At 70.5% G+C, this 22,433-nt stretch carries 21 protein-coding genes and 1 pseudogene; 6 read left to right on the forward strand and 16 right to left on the reverse strand.

Going from position 1 to position 22,433, the window contains the following annotated elements; genetic code table 11:
- Positions 1 to 137: 137 nt before the first annotated feature.
- The 4 genes from VIM19_04695 to VIM19_04710 all read right to left on the reverse strand — a co-directional run bounded on the left by VIM19_04695 (position 138) and on the right by VIM19_04710 (position 4,992).
- Positions 138 to 434 (reverse strand): hypothetical protein, encoded by a 297-nt coding sequence (locus VIM19_04695; protein ID HEY5184203.1) that lies wholly within the window; start codon positions 432 to 434, stop codon positions 138 to 140.
- Positions 435 to 568: 134 nt separating this feature from the next.
- Positions 569 to 730, reverse strand: coding sequence for a hypothetical protein (locus VIM19_04700; GenBank protein ID HEY5184204.1), 162 nt, complete (start codon positions 728 to 730; stop codon positions 569 to 571).
- A gap of 44 nt (positions 731 to 774) precedes the next feature.
- The gene (locus VIM19_04705) at positions 775 to 1,947 is read right to left on the reverse strand and encodes a hypothetical protein (protein HEY5184205.1); all 1,173 of its coding nucleotides are present in this window, start codon (positions 1,945 to 1,947) and stop codon (positions 775 to 777) included.
- Between the two features lie 255 nt (positions 1,948 to 2,202).
- Positions 2,203 to 4,992 carry a cation-transporting P-type ATPase gene (locus tag VIM19_04710; protein ID HEY5184206.1) on the reverse strand — a complete coding sequence of 930 codons (2,790 nt, stop codon included), beginning with the start codon at positions 4,990 to 4,992 and terminating at the stop codon, positions 2,203 to 2,205.
- 649 nt (positions 4,993 to 5,641) lie between these two features.
- Between VIM19_04710 and VIM19_04715 the strand changes: the two genes are divergently transcribed.
- Positions 5,642 to 5,803, forward strand: a complete 162-nt coding sequence (locus VIM19_04715) for a phosphatase PAP2 family protein (GenBank protein HEY5184207.1) — start codon at positions 5,642 to 5,644, stop codon at positions 5,801 to 5,803.
- 251 nt (positions 5,804 to 6,054) lie between these two features.
- On the opposite strand, the gene VIM19_04720 is transcribed toward VIM19_04715, so the two are convergent.
- Positions 6,055 to 6,447: a hypothetical protein gene (locus tag VIM19_04720; protein HEY5184208.1), complete on the reverse strand. Its 393-nt coding sequence runs from the start codon at positions 6,445 to 6,447 to the stop codon at positions 6,055 to 6,057.
- 355 nt (positions 6,448 to 6,802) lie between these two features.
- Complete coding sequence (locus VIM19_04725) at positions 6,803 to 7,042, reverse strand: hypothetical protein (protein HEY5184209.1); 240 nt, start codon at positions 7,040 to 7,042, stop codon at positions 6,803 to 6,805.
- 7 nt (positions 7,043 to 7,049) lie between these two features.
- Here VIM19_04725 and VIM19_04730 point away from each other — a divergent pair.
- Positions 7,050 to 7,462, forward strand: a pseudogene (locus VIM19_04730) (hypothetical protein).
- A gap of 89 nt (positions 7,463 to 7,551) precedes the next feature.
- Here VIM19_04730 and VIM19_04735 read toward each other — a convergent pair.
- The 8 genes from VIM19_04735 to VIM19_04770 form a co-directional block, all read right to left on the reverse strand.
- A complete protein-coding gene (locus tag VIM19_04735) occupies positions 7,552 to 8,019 on the reverse strand; it encodes a hypothetical protein (protein HEY5184210.1) in 468 nt (155 codons plus the stop codon).
- A 206-nt stretch (positions 8,020 to 8,225) separates the two neighbouring features.
- Positions 8,226 to 9,488: a zinc-binding dehydrogenase gene (locus VIM19_04740; protein ID HEY5184211.1), complete on the reverse strand. Its 1,263-nt coding sequence runs from the start codon at positions 9,486 to 9,488 to the stop codon at positions 8,226 to 8,228.
- A 29-nt stretch (positions 9,489 to 9,517) separates the two neighbouring features.
- Entirely contained in the window at positions 9,518 to 10,939 is a 1,422-nt protein-coding gene (locus VIM19_04745; protein ID HEY5184212.1) for an SRPBCC family protein, read from the reverse strand.
- A gap of 43 nt (positions 10,940 to 10,982) precedes the next feature.
- The gene (locus tag VIM19_04750; protein HEY5184213.1) at positions 10,983 to 11,987 is read right to left on the reverse strand and encodes a transketolase C-terminal domain-containing protein; all 1,005 of its coding nucleotides are present in this window, start codon (positions 11,985 to 11,987) and stop codon (positions 10,983 to 10,985) included.
- 5 nt (positions 11,988 to 11,992) lie between these two features.
- Positions 11,993 to 13,063, reverse strand: a complete 1,071-nt coding sequence (locus VIM19_04755) for a thiamine pyrophosphate-dependent dehydrogenase E1 component subunit alpha (protein ID HEY5184214.1) — start codon at positions 13,061 to 13,063, stop codon at positions 11,993 to 11,995.
- Positions 13,064 to 13,248: 185 nt separating this feature from the next.
- Entirely contained in the window at positions 13,249 to 14,664 is a 1,416-nt protein-coding gene (locus VIM19_04760; protein HEY5184215.1) for an APC family permease, read from the reverse strand.
- 80 nt (positions 14,665 to 14,744) lie between these two features.
- Positions 14,745 to 15,104 (reverse strand): SCP2 sterol-binding domain-containing protein, encoded by a 360-nt coding sequence (locus VIM19_04765; GenBank protein HEY5184216.1) that lies wholly within the window; start codon positions 15,102 to 15,104, stop codon positions 14,745 to 14,747.
- A gap of 26 nt (positions 15,105 to 15,130) precedes the next feature.
- Positions 15,131 to 16,456, reverse strand: coding sequence for an aspartate aminotransferase family protein (locus VIM19_04770; protein HEY5184217.1), 1,326 nt, complete (start codon positions 16,454 to 16,456; stop codon positions 15,131 to 15,133).
- Positions 16,457 to 17,005: 549 nt separating this feature from the next.
- Here VIM19_04770 and istA point away from each other — a divergent pair.
- Positions 17,006 to 18,715 (forward strand): IS21 family transposase, encoded by a 1,710-nt coding sequence (gene istA / locus VIM19_04775; GenBank protein ID HEY5184218.1) that lies wholly within the window; start codon positions 17,006 to 17,008, stop codon positions 18,713 to 18,715.
- Positions 18,712 to 19,536, forward strand: a complete 825-nt coding sequence (gene istB / locus VIM19_04780) for an IS21-like element helper ATPase IstB (GenBank protein ID HEY5184219.1) — start codon at positions 18,712 to 18,714, stop codon at positions 19,534 to 19,536. The genes istA and istB overlap by 4 nt, the downstream gene beginning before the upstream one ends.
- Positions 19,537 to 19,730: 194 nt before the next feature.
- Here istB and VIM19_04785 read toward each other — a convergent pair whose 3' ends face one another.
- Positions 19,731 to 19,877: a hypothetical protein gene (locus VIM19_04785; GenBank protein ID HEY5184220.1), complete on the reverse strand. Its 147-nt coding sequence runs from the start codon at positions 19,875 to 19,877 to the stop codon at positions 19,731 to 19,733.
- A gap of 96 nt (positions 19,878 to 19,973) precedes the next feature.
- Here VIM19_04785 and VIM19_04790 point away from each other — a divergent pair, with 96 nt between their 5' ends.
- Positions 19,974 to 20,618: a DUF998 domain-containing protein gene (locus VIM19_04790; GenBank protein ID HEY5184221.1), complete on the forward strand. Its 645-nt coding sequence runs from the start codon at positions 19,974 to 19,976 to the stop codon at positions 20,616 to 20,618.
- Positions 20,619 to 20,862: 244 nt separating this feature from the next.
- Here VIM19_04790 and VIM19_04795 read toward each other — a convergent pair whose 3' ends face one another.
- The gene (locus VIM19_04795) at positions 20,863 to 21,936 is read right to left on the reverse strand and encodes an AI-2E family transporter (protein HEY5184222.1); all 1,074 of its coding nucleotides are present in this window, start codon (positions 21,934 to 21,936) and stop codon (positions 20,863 to 20,865) included.
- Between the two features lie 313 nt (positions 21,937 to 22,249).
- On the opposite strand from VIM19_04795, the gene VIM19_04800 reads away from it, so the two are divergent.
- On the forward strand, positions 22,250 to 22,433 hold a 184-nt coding region (locus VIM19_04800; protein HEY5184223.1), incomplete at its 3' end, for an IS1380 family transposase.

Consider the following 22,433-nt stretch of genomic DNA (forward strand, 5'->3'; position numbering starts at 1 on the left):
GACCTCACCCAGCCCCCACGCCCACACCTCGACGTCCGCCCCCCCGACATCATCAGCCACCCGGCCCAAGATCCGGGAAACGATCAGCAACTCAAGCCGACACGCCGACTAAGATCAAAGTAAATGCGGCTGTAGTACTAGTCGAGTCTGTCGTCCTCCCCACCGTGCAGGATGACGGCGCTTCCCGGGCCGGGATGTGTCTCATGGAACTTGGCGAGGCCGGCCCTCGCCGCGGTCCTGGCTGCTGCCTTGCTGCTCGACGCGACGCCGGCGACGATAAGGGCCACGACCACGTCTTGCAGGGCCGCGTCCACTCCGTCGCGGGTCTCATGGGGCTGCCCCCACGAGACCTTGCCGCCCTCGGCCTCGATACGGGCGGCAAGCACAGAAGCGAAGCTGGGGTCGCCGGTGAAGACGACCCTCACAGATGCCATGCGACTCACGGTATTGGCGCCGGATACCTGCCTCACCCGATCTCGGGCGAACGGTCGGGGGCTGGTCGTGGTCCAAACGCCCGAGGGCGATCTCATCTCATCGAGGCAGGCGGACGCCCGCGCGAATCGGCAGTTCAGTCCGCGAAGGCTTCCGGGGCGGATGCGCGAGCCAGTTCCCCGCTGACCGGCTCCACCGAGTCGTCGCGCCCGGCCTGCCAGTCCATGATGGCCTTGGTCGGGCGCCACGCCCCGCCGACGAACGCCTCGTCCGCGTTCTTGGTGTGGCGCAGCAGCACCGGCGGGGGAGGTCTCCTCAGTGAGGTGCCGTAAGACGAGCCCTCTACCTGCGGGGTAGGAGCGGGTCAAGCCCTTGCCGGGTGCTACCGGGCAGAGCCGCTGGCGGCCGGGGCGGGCGCCCCGGCATGGGAGCTGGCGCCCCGCCGGTTGACCCCGTGGACGCGCCGCTTTGGGCGCCGGGCGAGCTCGACGCTGTGGATGGACCGGTGGTCGGGGCCGCCAGGTAGGTGGGGGCGATGGCGATGACCGGCACAGGTTCGTTGGTTCCGGCGACGGCGAAGAGCCAGGCCGGGACGAGCACGTCGGAGCCCCCGTGGCTGGCGTCGTAGCTGAGGATCAGCCCGAGCTGGGCGCCGGTGACCCGGGACGGCTGCGGGGTGCGGCACACCCGTGTCGGCGCTGCGGCTGGGGGTGACCCCGGCGTCGTGGGCGGAATCGGCTGGGTGGATGGGACTAGTGTCGGGCCGCTGCTGCTCCTGCCCTCTTCCGGTGCCCCCGACCCGGGGAGGGGACCACAGTACTGGGCGATCATCGGGCGAGGCTCGTTCGCCAGGACGGTGAAGGCGTCCCGGGCGCTGCGCAGTGGGTAGCTGTCGGAGGCCCGCGGTGTGTGCAGTCGACCAGTGGCGGCCCGGACGCCAGCGGCGTCGACAATGACGGTGGTGTCGTCCCCCGAGGTGGGCAGCCCACCGACCGCGGGGGCGACGGACAGCGTGGACCAGGGCGAGCCGACGCTGACCTGGCCTGGTCCGCTCACCCCGAGCGCGGCGAGCAGCGGCGCGGCGGCCGTCCGTGCGGTCGCAGCGTCCGGGCCGGGGGCCGGGCTGGGCGGACCCGGCGCCGTGGCCACCGCGCAGCCCACCGCGGCGACCGCGCCCAGATGGTCGATGTCCAGGCCGAACGGCGGGCAGGCCCGCACGTCGCTGCGGGCAAACGCCCACGGGTGACCGTCCCCGTCGCGGACCCACAGCTCCCCGCCCGACGCGGACAACAGCCAGCCGTGGGAGTGGCGAGACTGGTTGCCCGCCAGGCCCAGCACTCGGGCCAGCCGGGTGACCTCGCTGGTGCTGGCCGGGCCCCCGTCCCAGCGCCACACCGGCGCTTGACGCGGCTGGTCAGGCAGCGCGCCGGCCAGCACCCAGCCACCGACACCGCCCGGCAGGCCCGCCCGGCGTGTTGGCCACGGAATCACCAGCCGCTGACGGTAACCCAGCACGGTCGGCCAGACTCAGCGCCGGCGGCGCCGAGGAAGTCGGCCCCACCGCTAACCGCGTCCCACACGCACTGACCAGCGCCACAACAGCCAAGCCCACGAGTACGTCCCCGGCCCAACCCCGCGCGCATATCGGCCGACGTGGCCTCAGGCGAGGACCTCGCCGACGCCCGTTCACCGATGCGTCCAAGGTGCCCTCCGATTCGATCCGGGTAAGCCCTGTTTTGACGCAGCGGCGTCGCGGCGCGTTCCGGCCAACTAAGCCGCGTTGATGTCGGCGGCGGCCTCGGTCGGGCCTGTTGTGGGTCGCCGGCGGCGTTTGAGGGCGCGGGCGGTCTCGTCGACGCCCCAGACGATCAGGGCGAAGGCGGGGAGGGCGGCGAGCTGTTTGGCTGGCGGGAGGGCCATGCCCATGGCGGTGCTGATGCCGGGCAGGGTGACGATGGCGGCGGCGAAGAGCAGTTCGAAGGCGATGCCTTCCAGCAGTAGCGGGTTGGTGAACACGCCGATTTGGCGCAGGGAAGCGTGGTCGGTGCGGGCGGCGAACGCGGTTCCGACTTGGCAGGCGACGATGGACAGGAAGGTCATGGTGGTGGCCTGCAGGTAGGTGTAGTGCAAGGGGCTGCCAGCCGAGACGTCAGCGGCGGGGGTCCAGCCGCCATCGTGCAGGACCCAGAAGTACGCGGCGACGACGAGGGCGGCGGACACGCCGCCGAGCAGCGCCCAGGCCCGCACCAGGAGCTGGCCGGTGATGATGTTCTCGCTGCGGGGGCGGGGGGGTCGGTTCATGATGCCGGGTTCGGCGGGTTCGCGTCCCAGGGCGAGGGCGGGCAGCGTCTCGGTGCCGATGTCGATGGCGAGGATCTGCAGCACAGTCAGCGGCAGCGGCACCCGGCCGCCGGACAGCGCGAAGACCAGGAACGGGACGACCTCAGGGGTGGCGTGGGCGAAGATGTAGAGGATGAACTTGCGTACGTTGTCGTAGACCCGCCGGCCGGCCTCGATAGCGACCACGATGGTGTGGAAGTTGTCGTCGGTGAGCACCATAGTGGCCGCCTCGCGGGCCACGTCGGTGCCGTTTTGGCCCATCGCGATGCCGATGTCCGCCCGACGCAGTGCGGGCGCGTCGTTGACACCGTCGCCGGTCATCGCCACGACGTGCCCTGCGGCCTGCAGGGCGTCGGCGACCCGCATCTTGGTGTGCGGTGAGCTGCGGGCCAGGATCAGTTCCTCGCCGCCGGCGAGCAGCCGGTCCAGGCCGGCGTCGGACATGGTGTCCAGTTCGCTGGCGTTGAGGGCGACGGGCGGGTCGGAGCCGATGCCGACCTGGCGGGCGATCTCCCCGGCGGTGAGCCGGTGGTCGCCGGTGATGACCAGGACCCGGATCCCGGCGGTGTGGCACGCCTCGATCGCAGGGCGGACCTCCGGCCGGGGCGGGTCGAACAACGCGACAACCCCGAGGAACGTCAGCCCCTGCTCCACCGCGTCCCGCTGCTGCGGCACCGGGCCGGTGTCCAGGAGCCGGTCGGCGGCGGCGAGCAGCCGCAGCCCGCGGGCGGCGTAGTCGCTCATGATGGCCAGTAGCTCGGCCCGCCGGTCCGGGTCCAGCGGGGGGGTTTCCCCGTTTGCGTCCAGCAGCTCGGTACAGCGGGCCAGGACCTCCTCCGGTGCGCCCTTGGTGTGCGCGACGGTGCCGCGGGTCTCCCGGTCCACGCTGGTCATCAGCCGCAGCGCCGGGTCGAAGTGGAACAGGCCCACCCGGCGGGCGGTCCGACGGCGCAGGTCGACCTCCGCGCCAAGGTCGGCGGCGGCCATCAGCAGCGCCACCTCGGTGGGGTCCCCAGTCCCGAGGCCGGGCCGGGTGGCGTCCAGCTCGGCGGTGTTGCACCGCGACATCACCTCGCCCAGCCGCCCCAGCCTGCTGGTCGCGGAGGCCGGGCCGGTGGCGGCGATCGGGGCGACCTCGCCGGCCACCGTCCACGCCAAGACCGCACGCATCCGGTTCTCGGTCAGCGTGCCGGTCTTGTCACTGCAGATCACACTGGTCGAGCCCAGGGTCTCCACCGCGGAGAGCTTCTTCACCAGCGCGCCCCGCCGGGCCAGCTCACGCACCCCTACCGCCAGCGCCAGCGTGATCGTCGGCAGCAGACCCTCGGGCACGTTGGCAACGATCAACCCGATCGCGAAGTTGATCGAGTCGGTCAGCGACAGGCCCGCCACCAGCGCGCCGAGGGGGATGAACGCGGCCGCCACGACCACCGCCACCAAGGCGATCAGCCAGGCCACCCGGCGCACCTGCAGCTCCAGCGGGCTCGGTTCGCGCACTACCAGCTGGGTCAGCGCCGCGATGCGGCCCAGCTCGGTCTGCATCCCGGTGCGCACCACCAGCGCCGTGGCCGACCCACCCAAACAGGTGGTGCCGCTGAACACCAGGTTCGGGGACTGCAGCGCCGGCACCCCCGGGTCACTCGCTGTCGCGGACCGGAACAGCGGCAGCGACTCCCCGGTCAGTGTGGAGGTGTCCACCTCCAAGGAGCCGTCCAGCAGCCGGCCGTCGGCGCAGACCCGGTTGCCCTCACTGAGCACCATCACGTCACCGGGCACGAGCTCGCTGGCCGGGATCTCCACCGGCCGGTCGTCCCGCAGCGCCACCACCTGTTGCGGCAGGTACTGGCTCAACGCCTCCACCGCCCGCTCGGTCTGCCGCTCCTGGACGAACGCGAACACCGCATTCAACAAGATCACCAGCACGATCGCGCCGGCCAAGAGCGGGGTGCGGGTCACCAACGACAACCCCGCCGCCACCCACAACAGCAGGGCCAGCGGATGGACCAACTGCTCGGCGAACTCACGAACCGGGTTTCGGTGGGCCGTTCGGCGCAGCTCGTTCGGGCCATAGGCGACCAGTCGGCGCGCCGCCTCCCGCGATCTCAGACCATGCGGATGCGAGCGCAGGTCACGCAACAGCAACCGCAGCGGCTCGGACGCATCCACCACAGAGCCGCCGCGGCCGTCGACGGCGCCGTGCACCTCGGCCGGATTCGTCACCCTGAACCAGCCTCCAACCCCCGCCTCCCCTCGAGGATGATCCGACCCGCACCCCAGGGACAGGGTCGATCGGTCCACGCCCGTCCACCGTCCGGGTCACACGCCTGCGACGCCGGCTGATCGCTGCCCGCTGACCTGACCCCAGGCAAGACCGCGCCCAACTGCCCGATTGACCACGACAGCCGGCCACAACATCGGCACGTCCTGGGGTCCACTCTGTCGACAAGGGGACAAAGGCTGCTCGAGGTTCTCGCCGGTGTCAATCGCTGGCCTTGGTGATACGCGACAGCCGCACAGTGACGTCGCGCCCAGGCGGTCGGGTCCTGGCGGTGAACGTTCACCCAGGACTCATGGATGTGTGGCGGCTGGATGGGCCACTCAGAGCCGTTAGGCCGGACTCGGCTCGGGCTCTTCAGGTGCGAGGCCATCGTCGCGTCGGATGGCCTTGCAGATCGGGCGCGTACGTTCAGGCGCATGACGCTGGAGGGGGACAGCCCAGCGATGGCTGACGCGGGTCTCGCCCCAGCCAGGCCGAGACCACCCGGACCGTTCGTCACTGTGGTACTCGGGGGTCTGTCGCTGGTCGTGATCGCCGTGTCGGCGTGGCTGGCTACGCAGCCCGGGGCTGAGACCTCAACGACTCGTGGGCGTGGTGTTCGCCGTTCTGGTGGCGTGCAACAGGGTCTACATCGGAGCCCACTGGCCCATGGACGTGGTCGACGGTGCGGCGATCGGCGTGCTCGCCGGGACCACCGCCTGGCTGATCGCGACCCGATGGCCGATCCGAGGGCTCACGAGGCGACGAAGCTAGATCGACCGGACGCAGCCGATGGCCAGAGGGCCACGACCAGCCCGAATACGCACATCGACCGGACTGGGGACTGCACCGTCTCACCCACTGGTACCGACCCTTGTGACCTCGCCGATCTGCGCCCAAGTCGCGACCCGAGGTGATCGATCCGCCGCGAGGCATGGCAAGACCCCGCTGCCCCCGGAAGGGGGCGGCGGGGCGGTAGGACTACGCGGCTTCCATTGGTCCCCAACTGGCTGGTGCCGGGTCCGCTAGAACGTGGCCGTGTACCCGCTTTGTGCGGTCGTGCCTGACCCTGTGCTGGGCTGGCCACTTTGCGACGTGCCGGACTGGGCCGCGTTCTCCTGGGCCTCGCGGGCCGCTGACTCCCCTGCTTCGTGGGTGGGGTCCTCGTTGAAGTGGCCACCGGGGCCGGGCCCGAACGCCTGACCGGAGTTCTCTGCGGCTTCCCGGGCAGCGGACTCGCCGGCCTCGTGGGTGGGGTCCTCGTTGGACTTGAAGGTGGTGTTCGGCGATGTCGAGGTGCTCGGCGTGCTGGGGGTGGTGGTCGCGGCCCCCGCCACGTTGGTTAGCCCGAGGGCCAGGCCGATCACCCCGCCAGCGGTCACCCCGGCGGCCAGGATCGCTATCGAACGTTTGCTCATGAAGGACTCCTCCCGGCGGTGGATCCGCCACACGTCTACACGGTGACTGGCGAACGTTGGAGCGGACTAAGGGGCATCTGAGACTTTCGTCGTAATCGAGAGACAAGGGCCCTTGATCGGCATTCATCATGGAGCGGGGCCGGTCCTGGCGTTCCCTGTGCGGGGGCGGCCTTGGCGCGGGCGGCGTCGACCGGACGGGTGGGCCATGTTCGCAGCGCCCCGGATCCCCGCAAGGGCGAGAGCGAACGATGCTTGACCCCACCCGGAGCACGGCGCTTGGGCCTCCCCCCGATTTGGCGGACAACACCTCGTGTGGGAGGAGTCCATGTCATCGAGGGAAGTGGCGGCCGGGTGGTCAGCACCAGGTCGGCCAGGGCCAGCTAAGACTCGTCACGTTGCGGGCGACTGCCGGCCCGCGTCCACCCCGCTGGCGCCAGCGCGTGCAGGCGAGCGGGTGGATCGGCTGGCCGACCAGGGCCGCCGCGCCCGAGCTGCCCAGCGCGAACGTCCACGGGGGGGCACTCTCCAGGTTCTTCAGCAGCAGCCACTCGGTGGCCGAGCTGCGGCAGACGTTCCCCGTACACACGACGAGCATGCCGAAGATGTCGGCCTCGGGGTCGACACCTGCCCCGGCCGGCCAGGGCTTTGGCCGAGTGCCGGTGGCGGTCTACGGGCTGTTCGCCCTCGCCGCGACGGCCCGCTCGGCGGTCCAGCTCGCCACTCTGTTCTCCGAGGCGCCGCTGGCCTACCTGCTGACCGCGTTCTCCGCGTTCTCCGCGATCATCACGTCGTCGCCACGGTCTCGCTGGCTCGCGGGGATCGGACCTCCCGTCGTGTGGCCACGGTGGCGATCAGCGTCGAGCTGGTTGGGGTGCTCGTCGTGGGCACCGCGAGCGGGCTGTTCCCCGACGTCTTCCCCGACGCCACCGTCTGGACGGGCTTCGGCAGCGGCTACGGGTTCGTGCCCCTGGTGCTGCCGCTCGTCGGACTGAGCTGGCTGCGAGACACCCGCTGACCGCAAGGGGTCCTGAGCCCGGCTCGTCGCGGCGCACAGGGCGGAGTGGCGCCCATCCCGGGGCCGCGACTTCGGAGCTGAGCCTGAGCTCAGTGACCATCAAGCAGGGTGTGGCGTCGACGCCAAGACCAGCGCAGCAGGCTGACACCGAATACGAGCGTGGTGATCACAATGCCCAACTCGATGGTCCCTCCGGCACCCTTGCCCCAGATGCTGTGTTCCACGTCGTACAGCGTGTCCATACACCCGAGGTAGACGCCCGCCCCGCCTCCGACCAGAAGCCAAAACAACGCCCAGTGGCTGCGCCTGACGAGGACGACGAACGCCGCGACCAGGCAGACCAGCAGCCAAAGATCGGCGAGCGGGAAGGCCTGCTCGAAGTCGTAGTAGCCCTGCGTCGTGTCGCTCGCGACGACGTTGCGTGACGCGAACCACAGCACCCAGTAGGCGACGTCCAACACCGCGCCCAGAGCGAGGGCCGCGAGTACGAACTGGCGCGACGCGCCGTCGACCGGCGCGCGACCCGGCAGCGCGCCGCCGGTCAGCGACCCGCTCATCACGAGGTCGCCCCGTCAAGCCGGGACAGATCGCCGTCGAAGCCCTGGGGCGCGCAGCCGACGTTGATCACCTGATCGGACGAGTCGCTTTCCATGACCCCCCAACTTTCGAGGCCGACAACAGCCCACGCCTTGCTGGTTGCCCAGTGTCCTCTAGAAGCGTCCGCACCAGTCAAGAGCGCCCACCCTGACGTGCCGCCCGCATCTCAGGACTCGACCAGCGGCAGGTCGGGGTTGGGGCGCATCGCGACACGGACGGCTCCAGCGTCGGGGCCCTGCGACGCCGTCTCCAGGGCGGTCTTCCACTCGCCCAAGTCGTATACGTGGGTCACCATGCCGTCCACGGGGTACGCGGGGTCGGCGAGCCACTCGAGCGCCTGCTCGTGCGTGCGGCGGCCGCCCAGCCTCGGCTCCGGGCCCGGGTCCGTCGTGCCCTGGACGGTGAGCTCGCGCTTCCACACCAGCGACCAGTCGACCTGCTGCCTGGACGCCGTGCCGGCGAGCACCAGCATCCCCTTCGGTCGCAGCAGGTGCAGCGCCATGTCGATGGTGTCGGAGGACCCGACGCAGTCGACGACGAGGTCGACACCCCGCTCGAGGATCGGCGTTTTGGCTGTGCGGGGCCGCAGCAGCCGGCCGCCGTCCTGCGCTGCGAGCGCCTCGACCGCGCCCGCCCCCACCGGCAGGGTCCGGTCCGCACCGACCTTGAGCGCCCACTCCGCCCCGAACGTGCCGGGGCTGACCACCGAGATGTTCAGGTCGGGGTGCAGTCGGCGCAGCGCCGCGGTGGTGAGCAGCCCGATCGCGCCGGGGCCGATGACCACAGCCCGCTCTCCTTGGCCGGGCCAGTGCAGCGCGGCGCGCAACGTGATGGACGCCGGCTCGATCAGCACCGCCCGCCGCGACGGCATGCCGCCGACCGGGAGGAGCTGGGACTCGTGCGCCAGCACCTGCTCGGCCCAGCCGCCACCGAGCGCCCGCGTGAACCCGAGCGAAACGCTGGAGCAACCGGTGACCCCGGGCTGGTCGAACCGTTCGCAGACGTTCGGCATGCCGGCGGCGCAGTTGCGGCACACCGGGTCGAACCCGCGCTGGGCGCAGCTGATGACGACGTCGACGGCGACCCGGTCGCCCTCCTTGACCCGGGTGCCGCGGGGGCCGACCTCGTCGACGACGGCGACGATCTCATGGCCGGGGATCTGCTCGGTGTCGCCGTAGAACGCAGCGAGCAGCATCGACAGCTTGGCGTGCGCCAGGCCGACGTCCGAGCCGCAGATCGACGACAGCTCGGGGCGCAGCCGGACCCAGCCGGGCGCGTCGGGCAGCGTCGGGGTGGGCTCATCCTCGACCAGCCGCAGCAGGCCGCCTCGTCCCCACCCGACGTGCTTGCCCCGGCCCTGGGGCAGCTTCTGGGCCGCGGCGGTGAGGACGTAGCGCTGGGGCGTGAGCTCAGCGAGGACGGCGCGCATGACGGTCGCTCCTGTTCGGGGGTGACGGGTCAGTGAGAGAGGACGGGTTGCTCGGCGGCGGTGGCCAGGCCGCGCACCAGGGTGCGCAGCAGCGTGGCCGTGGCGGCCCGGGTGCCGGGGAGCCGGGCCCAGAACTGCCCCTCCCAGGTCAGCTCGGTGCCGCCGCCGGGCAGCGGCTCTAGCGTCACGAAGCCGTGGTAGGAGCGTCGGCCGGGCGCCCCATCGGCGGTGTACTCGAACCGGTAGGGCTCTTCGGCGGCGACGACGAGCTCGGTGAGGCTGAGCCCGGCCGGGCCGCCGGACAGCCGACGGACCGTGCCGACCTCGCCGCCGTCCGCGGGCCGACTGAGTACCTGGCACTCCCTGAACGGCGACCACGTCGGCATCCGCTCGTGGTCGACGAGCAGCTGCCAGACCCGTTCCGGTGGGGCGCCCACGATCTCCCTGGCACTGGCCCTGAGGATCGGTGCTGGCCGGGGCACGAAGCCGAGCTCGAGCAGGTTGAAGGGGTTGACCGGCAGCTTCTTCCCGGGCCGCGAGTGGTAGAGCAGCTCGATGCTGAAGCCCATGGGGTCGTTGACGTAGGAGCACGACCACACCGGTTTGATCGTTGCCGGTGGCGGGGCGTTGGGCGGGATCCCGGCCGCCTCGCACCGGGCGACCAGTGACGTGACGGCGTCGTAGGTGGGCAGGCCGAGGGCGATGTTGAGCAGCCCGTGGTCGCTGATCCGGTAGCCCGGCGGCCACGGCGCGCCGACCGGGTCGAGGTAGCGCACGACCTCGATGAACACGTCCCCGGCGCGCAGCACGAATGACTCCCGGGTTGCGCCGGCCAGCCCCCACAGCGCCTCGTGCTCGGGCCCGTGCAGCCGGACGTCGGTGACCTCGGGCAGGCCCAGCACCTGGCTCCAGGTCCGGCGGGCCCGCTCCAGGTCAGGCACCGACAGCGTGACGAACCGGGTGACCACCGGAACGTCGGCGTACGGACGGGCCCGTGGGTCACCGGAGCGGGGGTCGTCCTCCATGGCCTCCAGGAGCACGCCGTCGGGGTCGCGAACGCAGACCCGCCGCGTCCCCGGCTCGCCGATCGGGTCGCTGAGCAGCGGGGTGCGCCGTCGGGCCAGCCGCTTCAGGGTGGCGTCGAAGTCGGCGACGTGGATACCGATGGTGGTGTAGCCGATGTCGCAGGGCCGCCAGTCGGCGGGCAGCGGCTGGGCCGTGGGCTTGCTGAACTGGAACAGCTCGAGCTGGAAGAACTCCTGCTGGTCCATCAGCCACCAGCACGTGCTCGTCGCCTGCGGCAGGCCCTGTACCTTGTCCGAGCCGAGCAGCGGGATGAACATGTTCGTCCCGCCGGACTCCTGGTAGCCGAACACATCGCGGTACCAGCGCTGGGACCGCTGCACGTCCGCGACGCTGAGAGCGATCTGGTTGAGCGGCACCTCGGTCATGGCTGTGCTCCGTTCACGGGCCAATACCGACCACCTGCGCGCCTCACTTGAGGACCTTGACGGCGGTGACGATGCGCTCGGCGTTCGGCAGCGCCGCGTACTCCAGGTGCGGGGCGAACGGGAGCGTCCCCTCGACGGCGACCCGCGCGTAGCGGGCCGGAATCCCGGCCTCCAGCAGCAGCGCGGCGATCTCGCCGCTGAGCCCACCGCGGACGTAGTCCTCGTCGACGACGACGACCCGCCCCGCCGCGCGGGCCTGTTCCAGCACGGCGTCGGCGTCCAGCGGGGACACCCAGCGCAGGTCGAGCACCGAGGCCTCGATCCCCGAGCCGGCCAGCACCTCGGCGGCCTGCAGGCAACGGTGCACCCCGACGCCGACGCTGACCAGGGCCACGTCGGACCCCTCGCGGCGCAGCGCAGCCTGGCCGATCGGCAGCGGCGTCAGCGGCACGGGGACCTCCCCCTCGGCGCCGTCCGCCGGCACGAGCTGGCTGAAGTCGACGGTGGGTCGGCTGGCGCCACCCAGGTAGTCCAGCCACTGCTCGGACAGCAGCTGGTGCTCCAGGAACACCACGACCTCGTCGGAGCGCACCGCGGTCAGCATGAGCCGGGCGGCGTCGGCGGGGGTGGAGGGGCAGACCACGTGGATGTTCGGGTAGGCGGAGATCTGGCCCCACAGGGTCTGCGAGTGCTGCCCGCCGTCGGTGTACCAGCCGCCGCAGCCGGCGCGGACGACGAGCGGCACCTGCCAGCGGCCGCCGGAGAAGTCCCGGAACTTCGAGGCCGCGTTCACCAGGCCGGACCAGCCGACCGCCAGGAAGTCGACGAGCATAATCTCGACGACGGGACGCAGGCCGGCCATGGCGGCACCGATACCTGCATAGAGGAAGGCCGCCTCGCTGATCGGGGTGTCCCGCACCCGGTCCGGCCCGAACCGGGCGAGCAGGTCGCGGTGGATGAGCTGGACGTCCTCCCCCCAGGTGAGGATCCGGTCGTCTGCGGCCATCGCCTCGCCCAGGCCGAAGTCGACGGCCTGCCCGTACCTCATGACGGTCATCGGGCACCGCCCCGGGCCACGCCGAACGTCGGTCGGGAGCTGATGGCCGCGCGTGCCTGCGTGATGGCCCGCTGGACCGCCGCGCGCTCCTGCTCCTCGATGCGGTCGGCAGTGGCGTCGTCGAGCAGCCGCCGTCCGTGGCGCAGCGGGTCCAGCCGGGCCCGCAGCGTGTAGTCCCGGGCAGCCCGCGCGCCGCGCAGGCTGAGGACCTTGGCCGCCGCAAGCCGGTCGGCGCGGCTTCCACCAGTGTCCGCTCGTGCGGCCTCGATCATCGACGGACCCAGCTCCTTGGCCTGGCCGGCTGGGTCCTTCAGCAGCCGCAGGATCGGGTCTCCCTCGAAGTGGCCGCCCGGCCGGTGGCAGGTGACGTGGAGGAAGCCCGGGCCGTGGCCCTTGCGGGCCCGCGCGACCAGGACCCCGGCCACCCGGGAGACGTCCTCGACCCTGCCCCCGTCGGCGCTCTCCACGGCCAGCCCGAAGGAGCGGGCCCGGCCTGCGAGGTCCCCGCCGGTCATCTCCGTCGTGTAAGTGGTGATGGACCACTTGTTGTCCTTGCACACGAACACAACGGGCAGCGTCCAGGCGGCCGCCAGGTTGTACGCCTCCATGAGCATCCCCTGGTTCGCCGCCGCCTCGCCGTGAAAGGCGACAGCGACCCGGCCGGGCCGTAGCCGCGCGTGCGCGATCGCGTGCCCCACGGCCAGCGGGCCGCTGGTCCCCACGATCCCGTCGGCAGCAGCGGGCAGGTCCGGATCCATCAGGTGCATGTGCCCGGCGTGGCCCCGGTTTAGCCCGTCCTCCGAGCCCAGCACCTCGATCATGATCGCCTTGATGTCGGTGCCCCGGCCGACCAGGGGAGCGGTGTTCCGGTGGTCCAGCGCCATCGAGTCACGGCCGCTCAGATGCGCCAGGACGCCGGTGTTGATGCCTTCCTCGCCGATCCCACTGTGGTACTCGCCGGGCACCAGCCCGTCGGCCCAGGCCTGCGCCAACGCCTCGTCCACTAGGCGCATCCGCACCATCGTCCGGTAGGCCCTAACCGGGTCGAAGCCCGAGGGAAGAGTCATGGCCACCTCCACGCTCACGGGGTCTGCGGCCCACCCGCCCGTGCCGAAAGCCGCTGTCGCGTGGCGCAGACGTAGGTAAGGCTGACACTACGCGTGACCCTCGAGCGGCGTCCGGCCGTCGCAAACGATGGCGACGACGAACCCCGGGATCGCCAAGAGAGCGACGCCGGGGGTGTTGCGCCGCCCTAACCAGTGGCGGCCGGCCCGGACGGGTCGGGAGCTGTAGTGGTTGGCTCCGTGGCCGGCGGTCGGGGCGGGCGCCGTCGGGTCGGTTCGCCGGTCGCCCGGGCGGCGACCCGGCGGGCCGCGGCCGCCCGCTGCAGCCGCGGCACGACCCAGACGACGTAGGCGGTCGAGACCACCCCCAGGGCGATCACCACCAGGGCCGGGACTGGTGAGAACCTGGTCGGATCTTGGGGGTCGGACAAACCGGAGGCCATCGCCAGGCCGGCGAACAGCACGGTCCCGCCGCCGGCCAGTACGGGTGCCGCGCGCAGCCGGAACCCCCGCGGCGGGGTATCCCTGCGACGGAGCTTCAGCAGTGCCGCCGAGGCGATCGCGAACACGGCGGCCTCCAGCGCGGCGCCGACCGCGACGAGTAGCAGCCACTGGCCGGTGGCGAACACCAGGGCCCCGACCACGGCGGACGCGGCTGCCAGCACGAGCACGGACAGCCACGGCACCGCGCGTAGGTTCAATCGCGCGAACGGGCGCGGCAGGTTGTTCTCCCGGGCCGCGGCGTAGACGAAACGAGACGCCACGAGGAAGCCGCCGTTGAAGGTGTTGATGGCGGTCAGCACGGTGACCGCAAGCATCCAGATCTCACCGAGCCGTCCGAGCGCGGCCTGACCGAGTAGCAGCTGCGGGTAGGGGCTGCCGTGAGCGGCGTTCTTGGGCACCAGATGGTCCAGGCCCAAGGAGAACATCGTGGCGGTCAGCCAGATCAGCGCCGGTGCGATGAACAGTCCGCGGGTGATGACCTTGGGGGTGCGGGCCTCCTCCGCGGTTGTCGTCACCCATTCGAACGCCGCGAACAGGAAGAGTCCGAATGCGATGGCCTGGAAGCCACTCAGTGGGCCGGCGCCGAACAGTGCGAACGGAGCCGTGAACGCCATCCCCGGGTGGACCAGCGCGGCGATCGAGACGACCACGGTGGAGGCCAGCACGGTGTACGTGACGATGCTCTGCACCCGCCCCGCCAGCCGGACACCGCGCAGGTTGAGGACGGTGGCGAGGGCGAGCAGCACCAGGATCCACAGGTAGGCCAGCACCGGCGGCTCACCGAGCATGTGCTGGATCGCCGCGCCGATGAGGAACGCGTCAGCGGCGATGACCAAGATCACGGTGCTCATGTAGGTGAAGGTCGCGATGAGCGCGAAGCGCACGCCGAAAGCGCCGGCGACGTAGAGCCGGACCCCTGCAGCGGTAGGCCACATGCTGTTGAGCTCGCTGAACACGCCGGCCACGACGAGGGCGATCCCGCCACCAACCAGGATCGCCAGCCAGCTGCTGGCCCCTGCGGCGTAGGTGCCGATGGACACGATGCCGAGGAAGTTGATCGCGGCGAACGCCAGTCCGGCCGAAGTGGCGGTGGCCGTCACCGCACCGATCGAGCGGCGCAGGGCGGGTGGCTGGCCCGTCGGGGTTAGCGGCGGGCCGCCCGCCGTCGAAACGCCGGTGCTCACACGTCCGGCCAGATCACGTAACTGATCGCGTCGATCCGCATGATGTCCTCCTGCGAACCGCGGACCTGGATCTCCCCGCGCAGGTACCGCGGCATGGGGTTCAGGTCCCCCCAGAACATGTCGCAGAACGTCTCTGAGTCCGTCGTCACGACGATGTCGGGCACACCGACATGACCAGCTTGCGTGCTGACGATCTCGCCGGCCCGCACGTCCATCCCGAACTGGACACCGGTGTCGGAGCACACGAAGTGCAGCACCCGGGTCCAGTCCCGCTGCATCTTGCGCAGCCGTTCGTTGGTGTTGCAGCTCACCGTGTAGTCGGCGAGTGCTTCCTGCAGTTCTTCCCAGGTGGCCATGCGGTCCCTCGAGCAGTGGTAGACGGTCAATTACCGGTGACGCTTCGCTGCGGACGGCGGCGTACTCGCGTGGGCTCCTCATCGGCAGGCCCCCCGCCAGCCTCCATGTCGCGGACCGCCGCGTCGAGGGCGGCCAGCAGGAAGTCGACCTCCGCGGGGCTGACGACGAGGGACGGCATCAGCCGCATCACGCTCGGCTCGTTGCCGGAGTACAGCGCCAGCACGCCATGCCGGCTGAGCTGGTAGGACATCCGCGGGCCGTGGGAGTCCTCGCGGTACTTCAGCCCGGCCATCAGGCCACGGCCCCGGGTCTCGGCGATCACCTCGGGGTGCGCCGCGGCCAGGTCCGCCAGACCGGCGTGCAGCCGCGCGCCCATGGCGGCGGCGTTTGCGACCAGGCCCTCCTGTTCGATCACCTCGATCGTCGCGAGGGCAATCGCGCAGGCCAGGTCGGAACCACCGAACGTGGATAGGTGGATGAACGGGTGCGGGATCAGGAACTCGCTCAGCTCTGCGGTATAGATGGTGGCGCTGATCGCGGCCAGCGACCCTCCCAACGACTTGGCGACCGTCATGATGTCCGGCACGACACCCTCATGCTCGCTGGCGAACCAACGGCCGGTGCGCCCGAACCCGGTCTGGATCTCGTCCAGGATGAGCTTGGTACCGGCTGCGTCGCAGATCTCCCGCGCGGCGGCGAGGTAGCCGGAGGGTGGCACGACGATGCCACCCTCACCCTGGATCGGCTCCAAGATGACCGCGGCCGTGCCTTCGTCCACCTCGGCGCGCAGCGCGTCAGCATCGCCATACGGTGCGATCACGAACTCCGGGATCAGCGGCTCGAACGGTTCGCGGAAAGCGGCCCGGCCACCGGCGGACAACGCGAAGCCAGTGTGCCCGTGGTAGCCGTTGACCGTCGTCACCACCTTGGGCCGGCCGGTCGAACCGCGGGCCAGCTTGAGCGCGAAGTCAACCGCCTCCCCACCGCCAGTGCCGAACGTCGTGCAGGCCAAGTCACCGGGAGCGAGGTCAGCGAGCCGGTGCGCGAGCTCGGCCTTCTGCGCCGAGCACAGCAAGAAGTTGCCGTGGTCGAGGTGGTCCAAAGCCTCCCTGGCCGCCTGGACCACCTTCGGGTGGCGGCGCCCCACGTTGAACGAGCCGGCCGAAGTGAAGCAGTCAAGAAACCTGCGCCCGTCGACGTCCCACACCCAGGGCCCGGAGCGCTCGCCTTCGATCAGGTCGAGTCCGGCAGTACGTAAGACCCGCACCTTCTGCGGGTTGACGTACGTCGCATAGTCAGAGAGGGCCTGCTCTCGATCCTGACGGGTGGCGAGGATTCCGAGATCATTCACCGGGGCCTCCGAACACGAACGGTCGAGGATGGTGGCGCGACCCTATCCCTCCACCGGCCAGCGGATCAGGGCTTCCACCCACTCCGCAAAAGGGCGTCGAAGGGGTCGGGTGGATCGCCCGCGGGCTGGCCGTAGCCCCTGGCGCACGCCCCGTGCAACCACCCGCCCTGTAATCCCGGCTCGGGCTGCCCTATGAACGGTCGCGCCTACTCGGCCTGACCCGCCCCTCCAGCGGAGGTTGCCTGTCCAGGGGCACGTGCGGCCCGCCGCCGCGTCGTTGTCTGCGGCAGCTCGAAGTCGTGCTCGCACTCAACGCACTCAATAAGCGGCCCAGGGAGATCGTGAGCGCACCTCGACTGAGCCCGGATCCACCGGTCAGTAGTGGTGTCGCCTGCCATGAGCGTGGGACCGCGGTAGGCGGTTTTTCGCCAGCTTCATGGGACCACCTGTTCTGCCAGTCATGGGACCACGCGGCGCGTCTGTCGGGGGTGCTCGGGATGCGCTCGTTGACTGCTCACGTCATGACCGTCGACGTGGAGGTCAGCGCGGGTGGGATTCAGGGAGGTCAGCGTGGTCGAGGTGCGTGAGGTGCTGCGGGCTTGGCTTGAGGGAGGGTCAGGGCTGCGGAAGGTCGCCGAGCGGGCGGGGGTGGACCGCAAGACCGCCCGCCGGTATGTCGAGGCGGCGCAGGCGGCGGGGCTGTCCCGCGAGGCCGGTGTGCCGGTCGACGAAGCGGTCACCGACGAGCTGATCGGGCTGGTGGTCGAGGCGGTCCGCCCGGTCCGACCCGGCGGGCACGGGGCCGCGTGGGAGTCCCTGCTCGGGCGTGAGGACCAGATCCGTGCGTGGGTGACGGGCGGCGAGCACGACGGGGTGAAGCACGAGCCGCTGTCGGTCGTGAAGATCGAGGAGCTCCTGGCCCGGCAGGGTGTGCGGGTGCCTTACCGGACGCTGCACCGGTTCGCCGTGGAGCGGTGCGGGTTCCGGACGGGGCGCGGCACCACGGTCCGGGTCGCCGATGGCGATCCGGGGGTGGAGTGCCAGCTCGACTTCGCCCAGATGGGTCTGTTGCTCGACCCGGAGACCGGACGCCGGCGGAAGGTCCACGCGCTGATCTTCACCGCGGTACTGAGCCGACACATGTTCGTGTGGTTGAGCTACTCCCAGACCCTGACCACGGTGATCGCCGGATGTGAGGCCGCGTGGGGCTTCTTCGGCGGCGCGTTCAAGGTGGTCATCCCGGACAACCTGACCCCGGTCGTGCCGAAGGCCGACGCCCTCAACCCGAGGTTCTCCCAAGGCTGGCTGGACTACTCCCAGCACGTCGGGTTCGGCACCGACCCCGCGAGGGTCCGCTCACCCCAGGACAAACCACGAGTGGAGCGGGTGGTGCCCTACGTCCGCGGGAACTTCTGGGCCGGGGAGACCTTCGCCGACCTGGCTGATGCCCAAGCCCGAGCCGAGGCGTGGTGCGCGTCTCGGGCCGGGATGCGGATCCACGGCACCACCCAGCGTCGCCCCGTCGAGATGTTCGCCGAGGTCGAAGCCGGCTGTCTGCTGCCCGTGCCGGTGCCCTATGACCAGCCGATCTTCGCCCGGGTCAAGGTCCACCGCGACTTCCACGTCGAGGTCGCCAAGGCGCTCTACTCGGTGCCCGAGGCGCACCTGGGCCGGTTCCTCGACGCCCGCGCCGACAGCGAGCTGGTCAAGCTCTACTCGGTCGGTGGCCCCGCTGGAGCCGGTGGCGGACGGTTGGTGAAGACCCATCCCCGGCAGCCACCCGGTGGCCGTTCCACCGACCCGGCCGACCTGCCCGAGCACAAGGCCGGCTACGCGATGCGGGACCTGACCCGCCTCATCGCCCTGTGCGCTGGGCACGGGCCCAGCGTCGGGATCTACGCCGAACGGCTGCTGGACGACCCGCTGCCCTGGACCAGGATGCGCAGCGTCTACCGCCTCCAGGGACTGGTCACCCGCTACGGCCCGGAGCCTGTTGAGACGGCCTGCAGCCGGGCACTGGACCTCGACGTCGTGTCGGTGTCGAAGATCGCCGCGATGCTCGCCAAGGCCACCGAGTCCCAGCAACCGATGCTGCCCGCCGCCGCCGGCACCGGCCACAACACCCAAGGCGGCAGGTTCGCCCGCGACCCCGGCGAGTACGCCCGTCCCTCAACCACGCGGACGACGTCGACGAGCGCTCAGCTCACGCTGATCCCCGGCGGCGGCCACCACAGCAGCGAGGAAGGCGGCCAGCGATGAGCACCACGACCTCGAGTACGACCTCGGCCGGGACGCGCAGCGGGCCGGTGGACCCGATCGGTGCCGACCTGGTCCGCACCCTGAAGGAGCTCAAGCTCGGCCAGATGACCCAGACGCTGCCCGAACGGCTGGTCCTGGCTCGGCAGCAGAAGATGAGCCACGCCGCGTTCCTGCAGCTGGTGCTGGCCGACGAGATCACCCGCCGCGACTCCCGTTCCGCGACCCTGCGCTCGCGGGCGGCCGGGCTCGACCCGAGCATGCGGCTGGACACCTGGGACGAGCTGGATGACCTGACCTACGACCGTGAACTGCTCGCGGACCTGGCCACGCTGCGGTTCACCGAAGCCGGCCACGGCGCCCTGGTCCTGGGGCCCGTGGGCGTCGGCAAGACGCATCTGGCCTGCGCCTTGGGACACATCGCGATCCGCCGCCGGATGACCGTCCACGCCGCCCGCGCCGACAAGCTGTTCACCCGGCTCCGCGGCGCGAGGCTGGACAACACCCTCGAGGCCGAGCTCCGCAAGCTCGCCCGCGTCGACCTGCTCATCCTCGACGACTTCGCACTGAAGCCGCTCGACGCCACCGAGACCAACGACTTCTACGAACTCGTCGTCGACCGGCACCACCGCGCATCCACGATCGTGACCTCGAACAGGGAACCGTCGGAGTGGCTCACCTTGATGAGCGACGCGCTGCTGGCCCAGTCCGCCGTCGACCGACTCACCTCCGGCGCACACACCCTCGTCATCGAGGGCCCGTCCTACCGCCAACGACACCCACACCGGCGAGCCGCCATTGACCCCGAAGGAGGCCAACCGTGATGCTCACTCACACGACCAGGTGGTCCCATCCTCCTGGCAACGCGGTGGTCCCATCACGCTGGCAAGCGACATAGTGGGGTCGGCGGCTGATGCCGACTGTTGTTGTTGATCGCGGTGCGCCCATGGCGGGGCGGCCGGTCTGTCCGGCTGTTTCACTGGGTTCTCCGGTCGGGTCCTGGCGGACGGTGGGTGGGTCAGGGGCTGGGTGGTGGGTCGGCGCCGGTGAGGAGCTGCTGCCAGGGGCGTTCCCAGGGCCAGTCGGCGGGTAGGTGCAGCGTCAGGTGCCGGGCGGAGCGGGCGAGCCGGCCGGGGATGTTGATCAGCGCGCGCACCCTGGTCATGGCTTACGAATAGGGAAGCCTAGACGGCGAGGCGTCAGCCGAGCGGCTGATTCGGTGGGGATGGGCAGGCACTGAGGGGGAGGTCTCATCAGCTCGGTGCGGATCGTCACGGCGCGCATCATCGGGCTGGTCGGTCTGGCCGCCTACAACGGGTGGGTCGCAGCCGTGATCGGTGGACGGTTGTCCAGCTCGAACGAGTTGCTCAGTGACCTGGAGGTGGTCGGGCATCCCTATGCCGCCGCGTTCAGCAACCTCGACGTGGTCGCGGGTGTCCTCGTGCTGGTCGCGCTGTGGTTGCGGGGTCGGAACGGACCGTTGGGCATACGACCGGAATGGAGGTGGCTGCTCGCGTTTGCGGTCGCAGGGATCGTCGGCGGCCTGTTCCCCTACGTGTGTTCCGAGGGGGTCAGCGCCGCGTGTCGTACGGCCGAGTGGCACTTCCAGCTTCCCAGGCGGCACTACGTCCACGTGCTCGCGGGCATCGTGGAGTTCGCCGCGGCGTCGGTGGCGATCGGCTTGGCTTGGCGACGGACTGCTGGCCGACGCGACACGGTCGGCTGGATCGTGCGAGGGATCGGCGTGGTGCTGATGGTCGCCTACCCTCTGATCGCCGTCGCCTACCTGACTGACCGCCTGGGTGCCTTCGTCGAGCCCCTCTTCTTCATCGGATTCTCGACGATGGTGGCCGTCGAGCTGTTCGAACCTGCCCCGCGAACCGAAGCAGCTCACAGGCGGTCGTGACCTCGGCGGCGTCCGCCCTGCTCAGCACGGCTTGGCCCTTTCGCAGTGATCGTCTCCGCGGCGGGCTGCCCGTGGGGTGAGCGCCCAGCCTGGATGCAGAGCGCGTGTGCCGAGTAGTGGGCTGCACCGTGTCGCGACTGTGGTGTTGCGCCAACCCAGCTGCTGTCTCACGAAGAGGGACACCAGGGCGGGAGACCGTCGGCATGGTTCTTGGTCGTGACCGAGGACGTGCGACGGGGCCGGGTCAGACCCCGGGAGTAGGCGTTTCGACCAGGTCGCGGGTGAGCTCGTAGCGGTGGCCGTAGGTCTCCATGGCTGCGACACCTGCCGCGGCGATTGGGATCCCGATGAGCGCTCCGAGCGGCCCCCAGATTGCGGCACCGGCGAACACAGCGGCGAGCGCGATCGCGGGGTTGACGTCCATGGTCCGGCGTGAGATGCGTGGGGTGAGGAAGTAGGTCTCGATCTGCTGGTAGACCGCCGCGAACGCGATGATCCACACAGCGTTGAGGGGCTTGTCGAAGATCGACACCAGCACCGGGATGATGATGCCGATGTAGGTGCCGACTACTGGGATGAACTGCGCCGTTATTCCGACAAGGAGTGCGAGAGGCAGCCAGCCCGGGACGCCGATGAGCCAGAACAACAACCCGTGGAAGAAGGCTGACACTGCGGCCAGCTCGATCTTGGAGATGACGTACCCGCCGGTCTTGTGCACGGCGATCTGCGAGATCGTGGCGACAACGCGCTGCCTTTCTGGTGGCAGCCACACGGCGATCGACTCCACCAGCCTCGGTCCTGCGGCGGCGAAGTAGAACATGAAGACCGCGACGATGAGCAGGTCGAACAGCACCGAGAGCAAGGACCCGGCCCAGCCCAGCACTCCGCCCGCGACGCTGCTGGCCCAGTTCGCGGCCTGTCCGGGCGTGACGTGCAGCTTCGAGGTGATTTGGGCGGCGTCGAGGTGCAGGTGAAACGTACGGTCGAGCCAGTCGACCACGCTCGTGACTGTGCCCGGGATTCCCCGCACCAGCGAGGTGAGCTGGTTGATGAACTCCGCCCCGAAGACCGCCGCGAGGACCAGCACGGACATGATCGCGAGGCCCCCGATGACGGCGGTCGCCGGACCGCGATTCAAGCCCCGGCGCATGAACCACGCGATGCCCGGCTCCATGGCGATGGCCAGCAGCCACGCGAGCAGCAGCAGGAACAGGAAGTGGCCGACGACATGGAACATCCACAGCGCGAGCAGCCACCCGGACACCAGCCCCAGCGCGACGAGGACGGACCGGCGGAACCGCGCTGGCTCGAACGCCACCTGCACGACTGGGGCGGGCGGAGATGCGGCCGTGGCGCTCCGTGTGGTCTTTGGTGTGGTGGTGGTACGAACTGGGGGGGCAGATCGAGAACCCCGGCCTCGTCCGAACACTTCTGCCTCCCGCTGCCCTGAGGATGGGGCCTGGTCGTCGCAGTGGGTTCGCAGGAACCAACCGCCCGCCGAGGGGCGCTTAGCCCGGATCCACCGTCTCGGTTTGAGTAGCCGCGCGTCGTAGAGCCGAGATGCCCTTCTGCCGCAACAGAATCGATCTTGCGAAGGAACGATTCGAAGTCAGCGGAAGGGCACCCGGTAGATGCGAGTCTGTCACGGCTTCACCGCCACGTTCGACGATCCGAACCTCGTGTCGTGCGCCGGGTTGGCGCCGGTGCTGGCGCTGGCCGAGCGCGTGGGGTTGCAGCGGCTGGCCACCGAGCATGTTCGGATCGACCAGCCGGGCGGCCGGTTCGCTGGTGTGAAGGTCCCGGCGCTGGTCGCGG

The sequence above is a fragment of the Actinomycetes bacterium genome (assembly GCA_036510875.1).
Classification (GTDB): domain Bacteria; phylum Actinomycetota; class Actinomycetes; order Prado026; family Prado026; genus DATCDE01.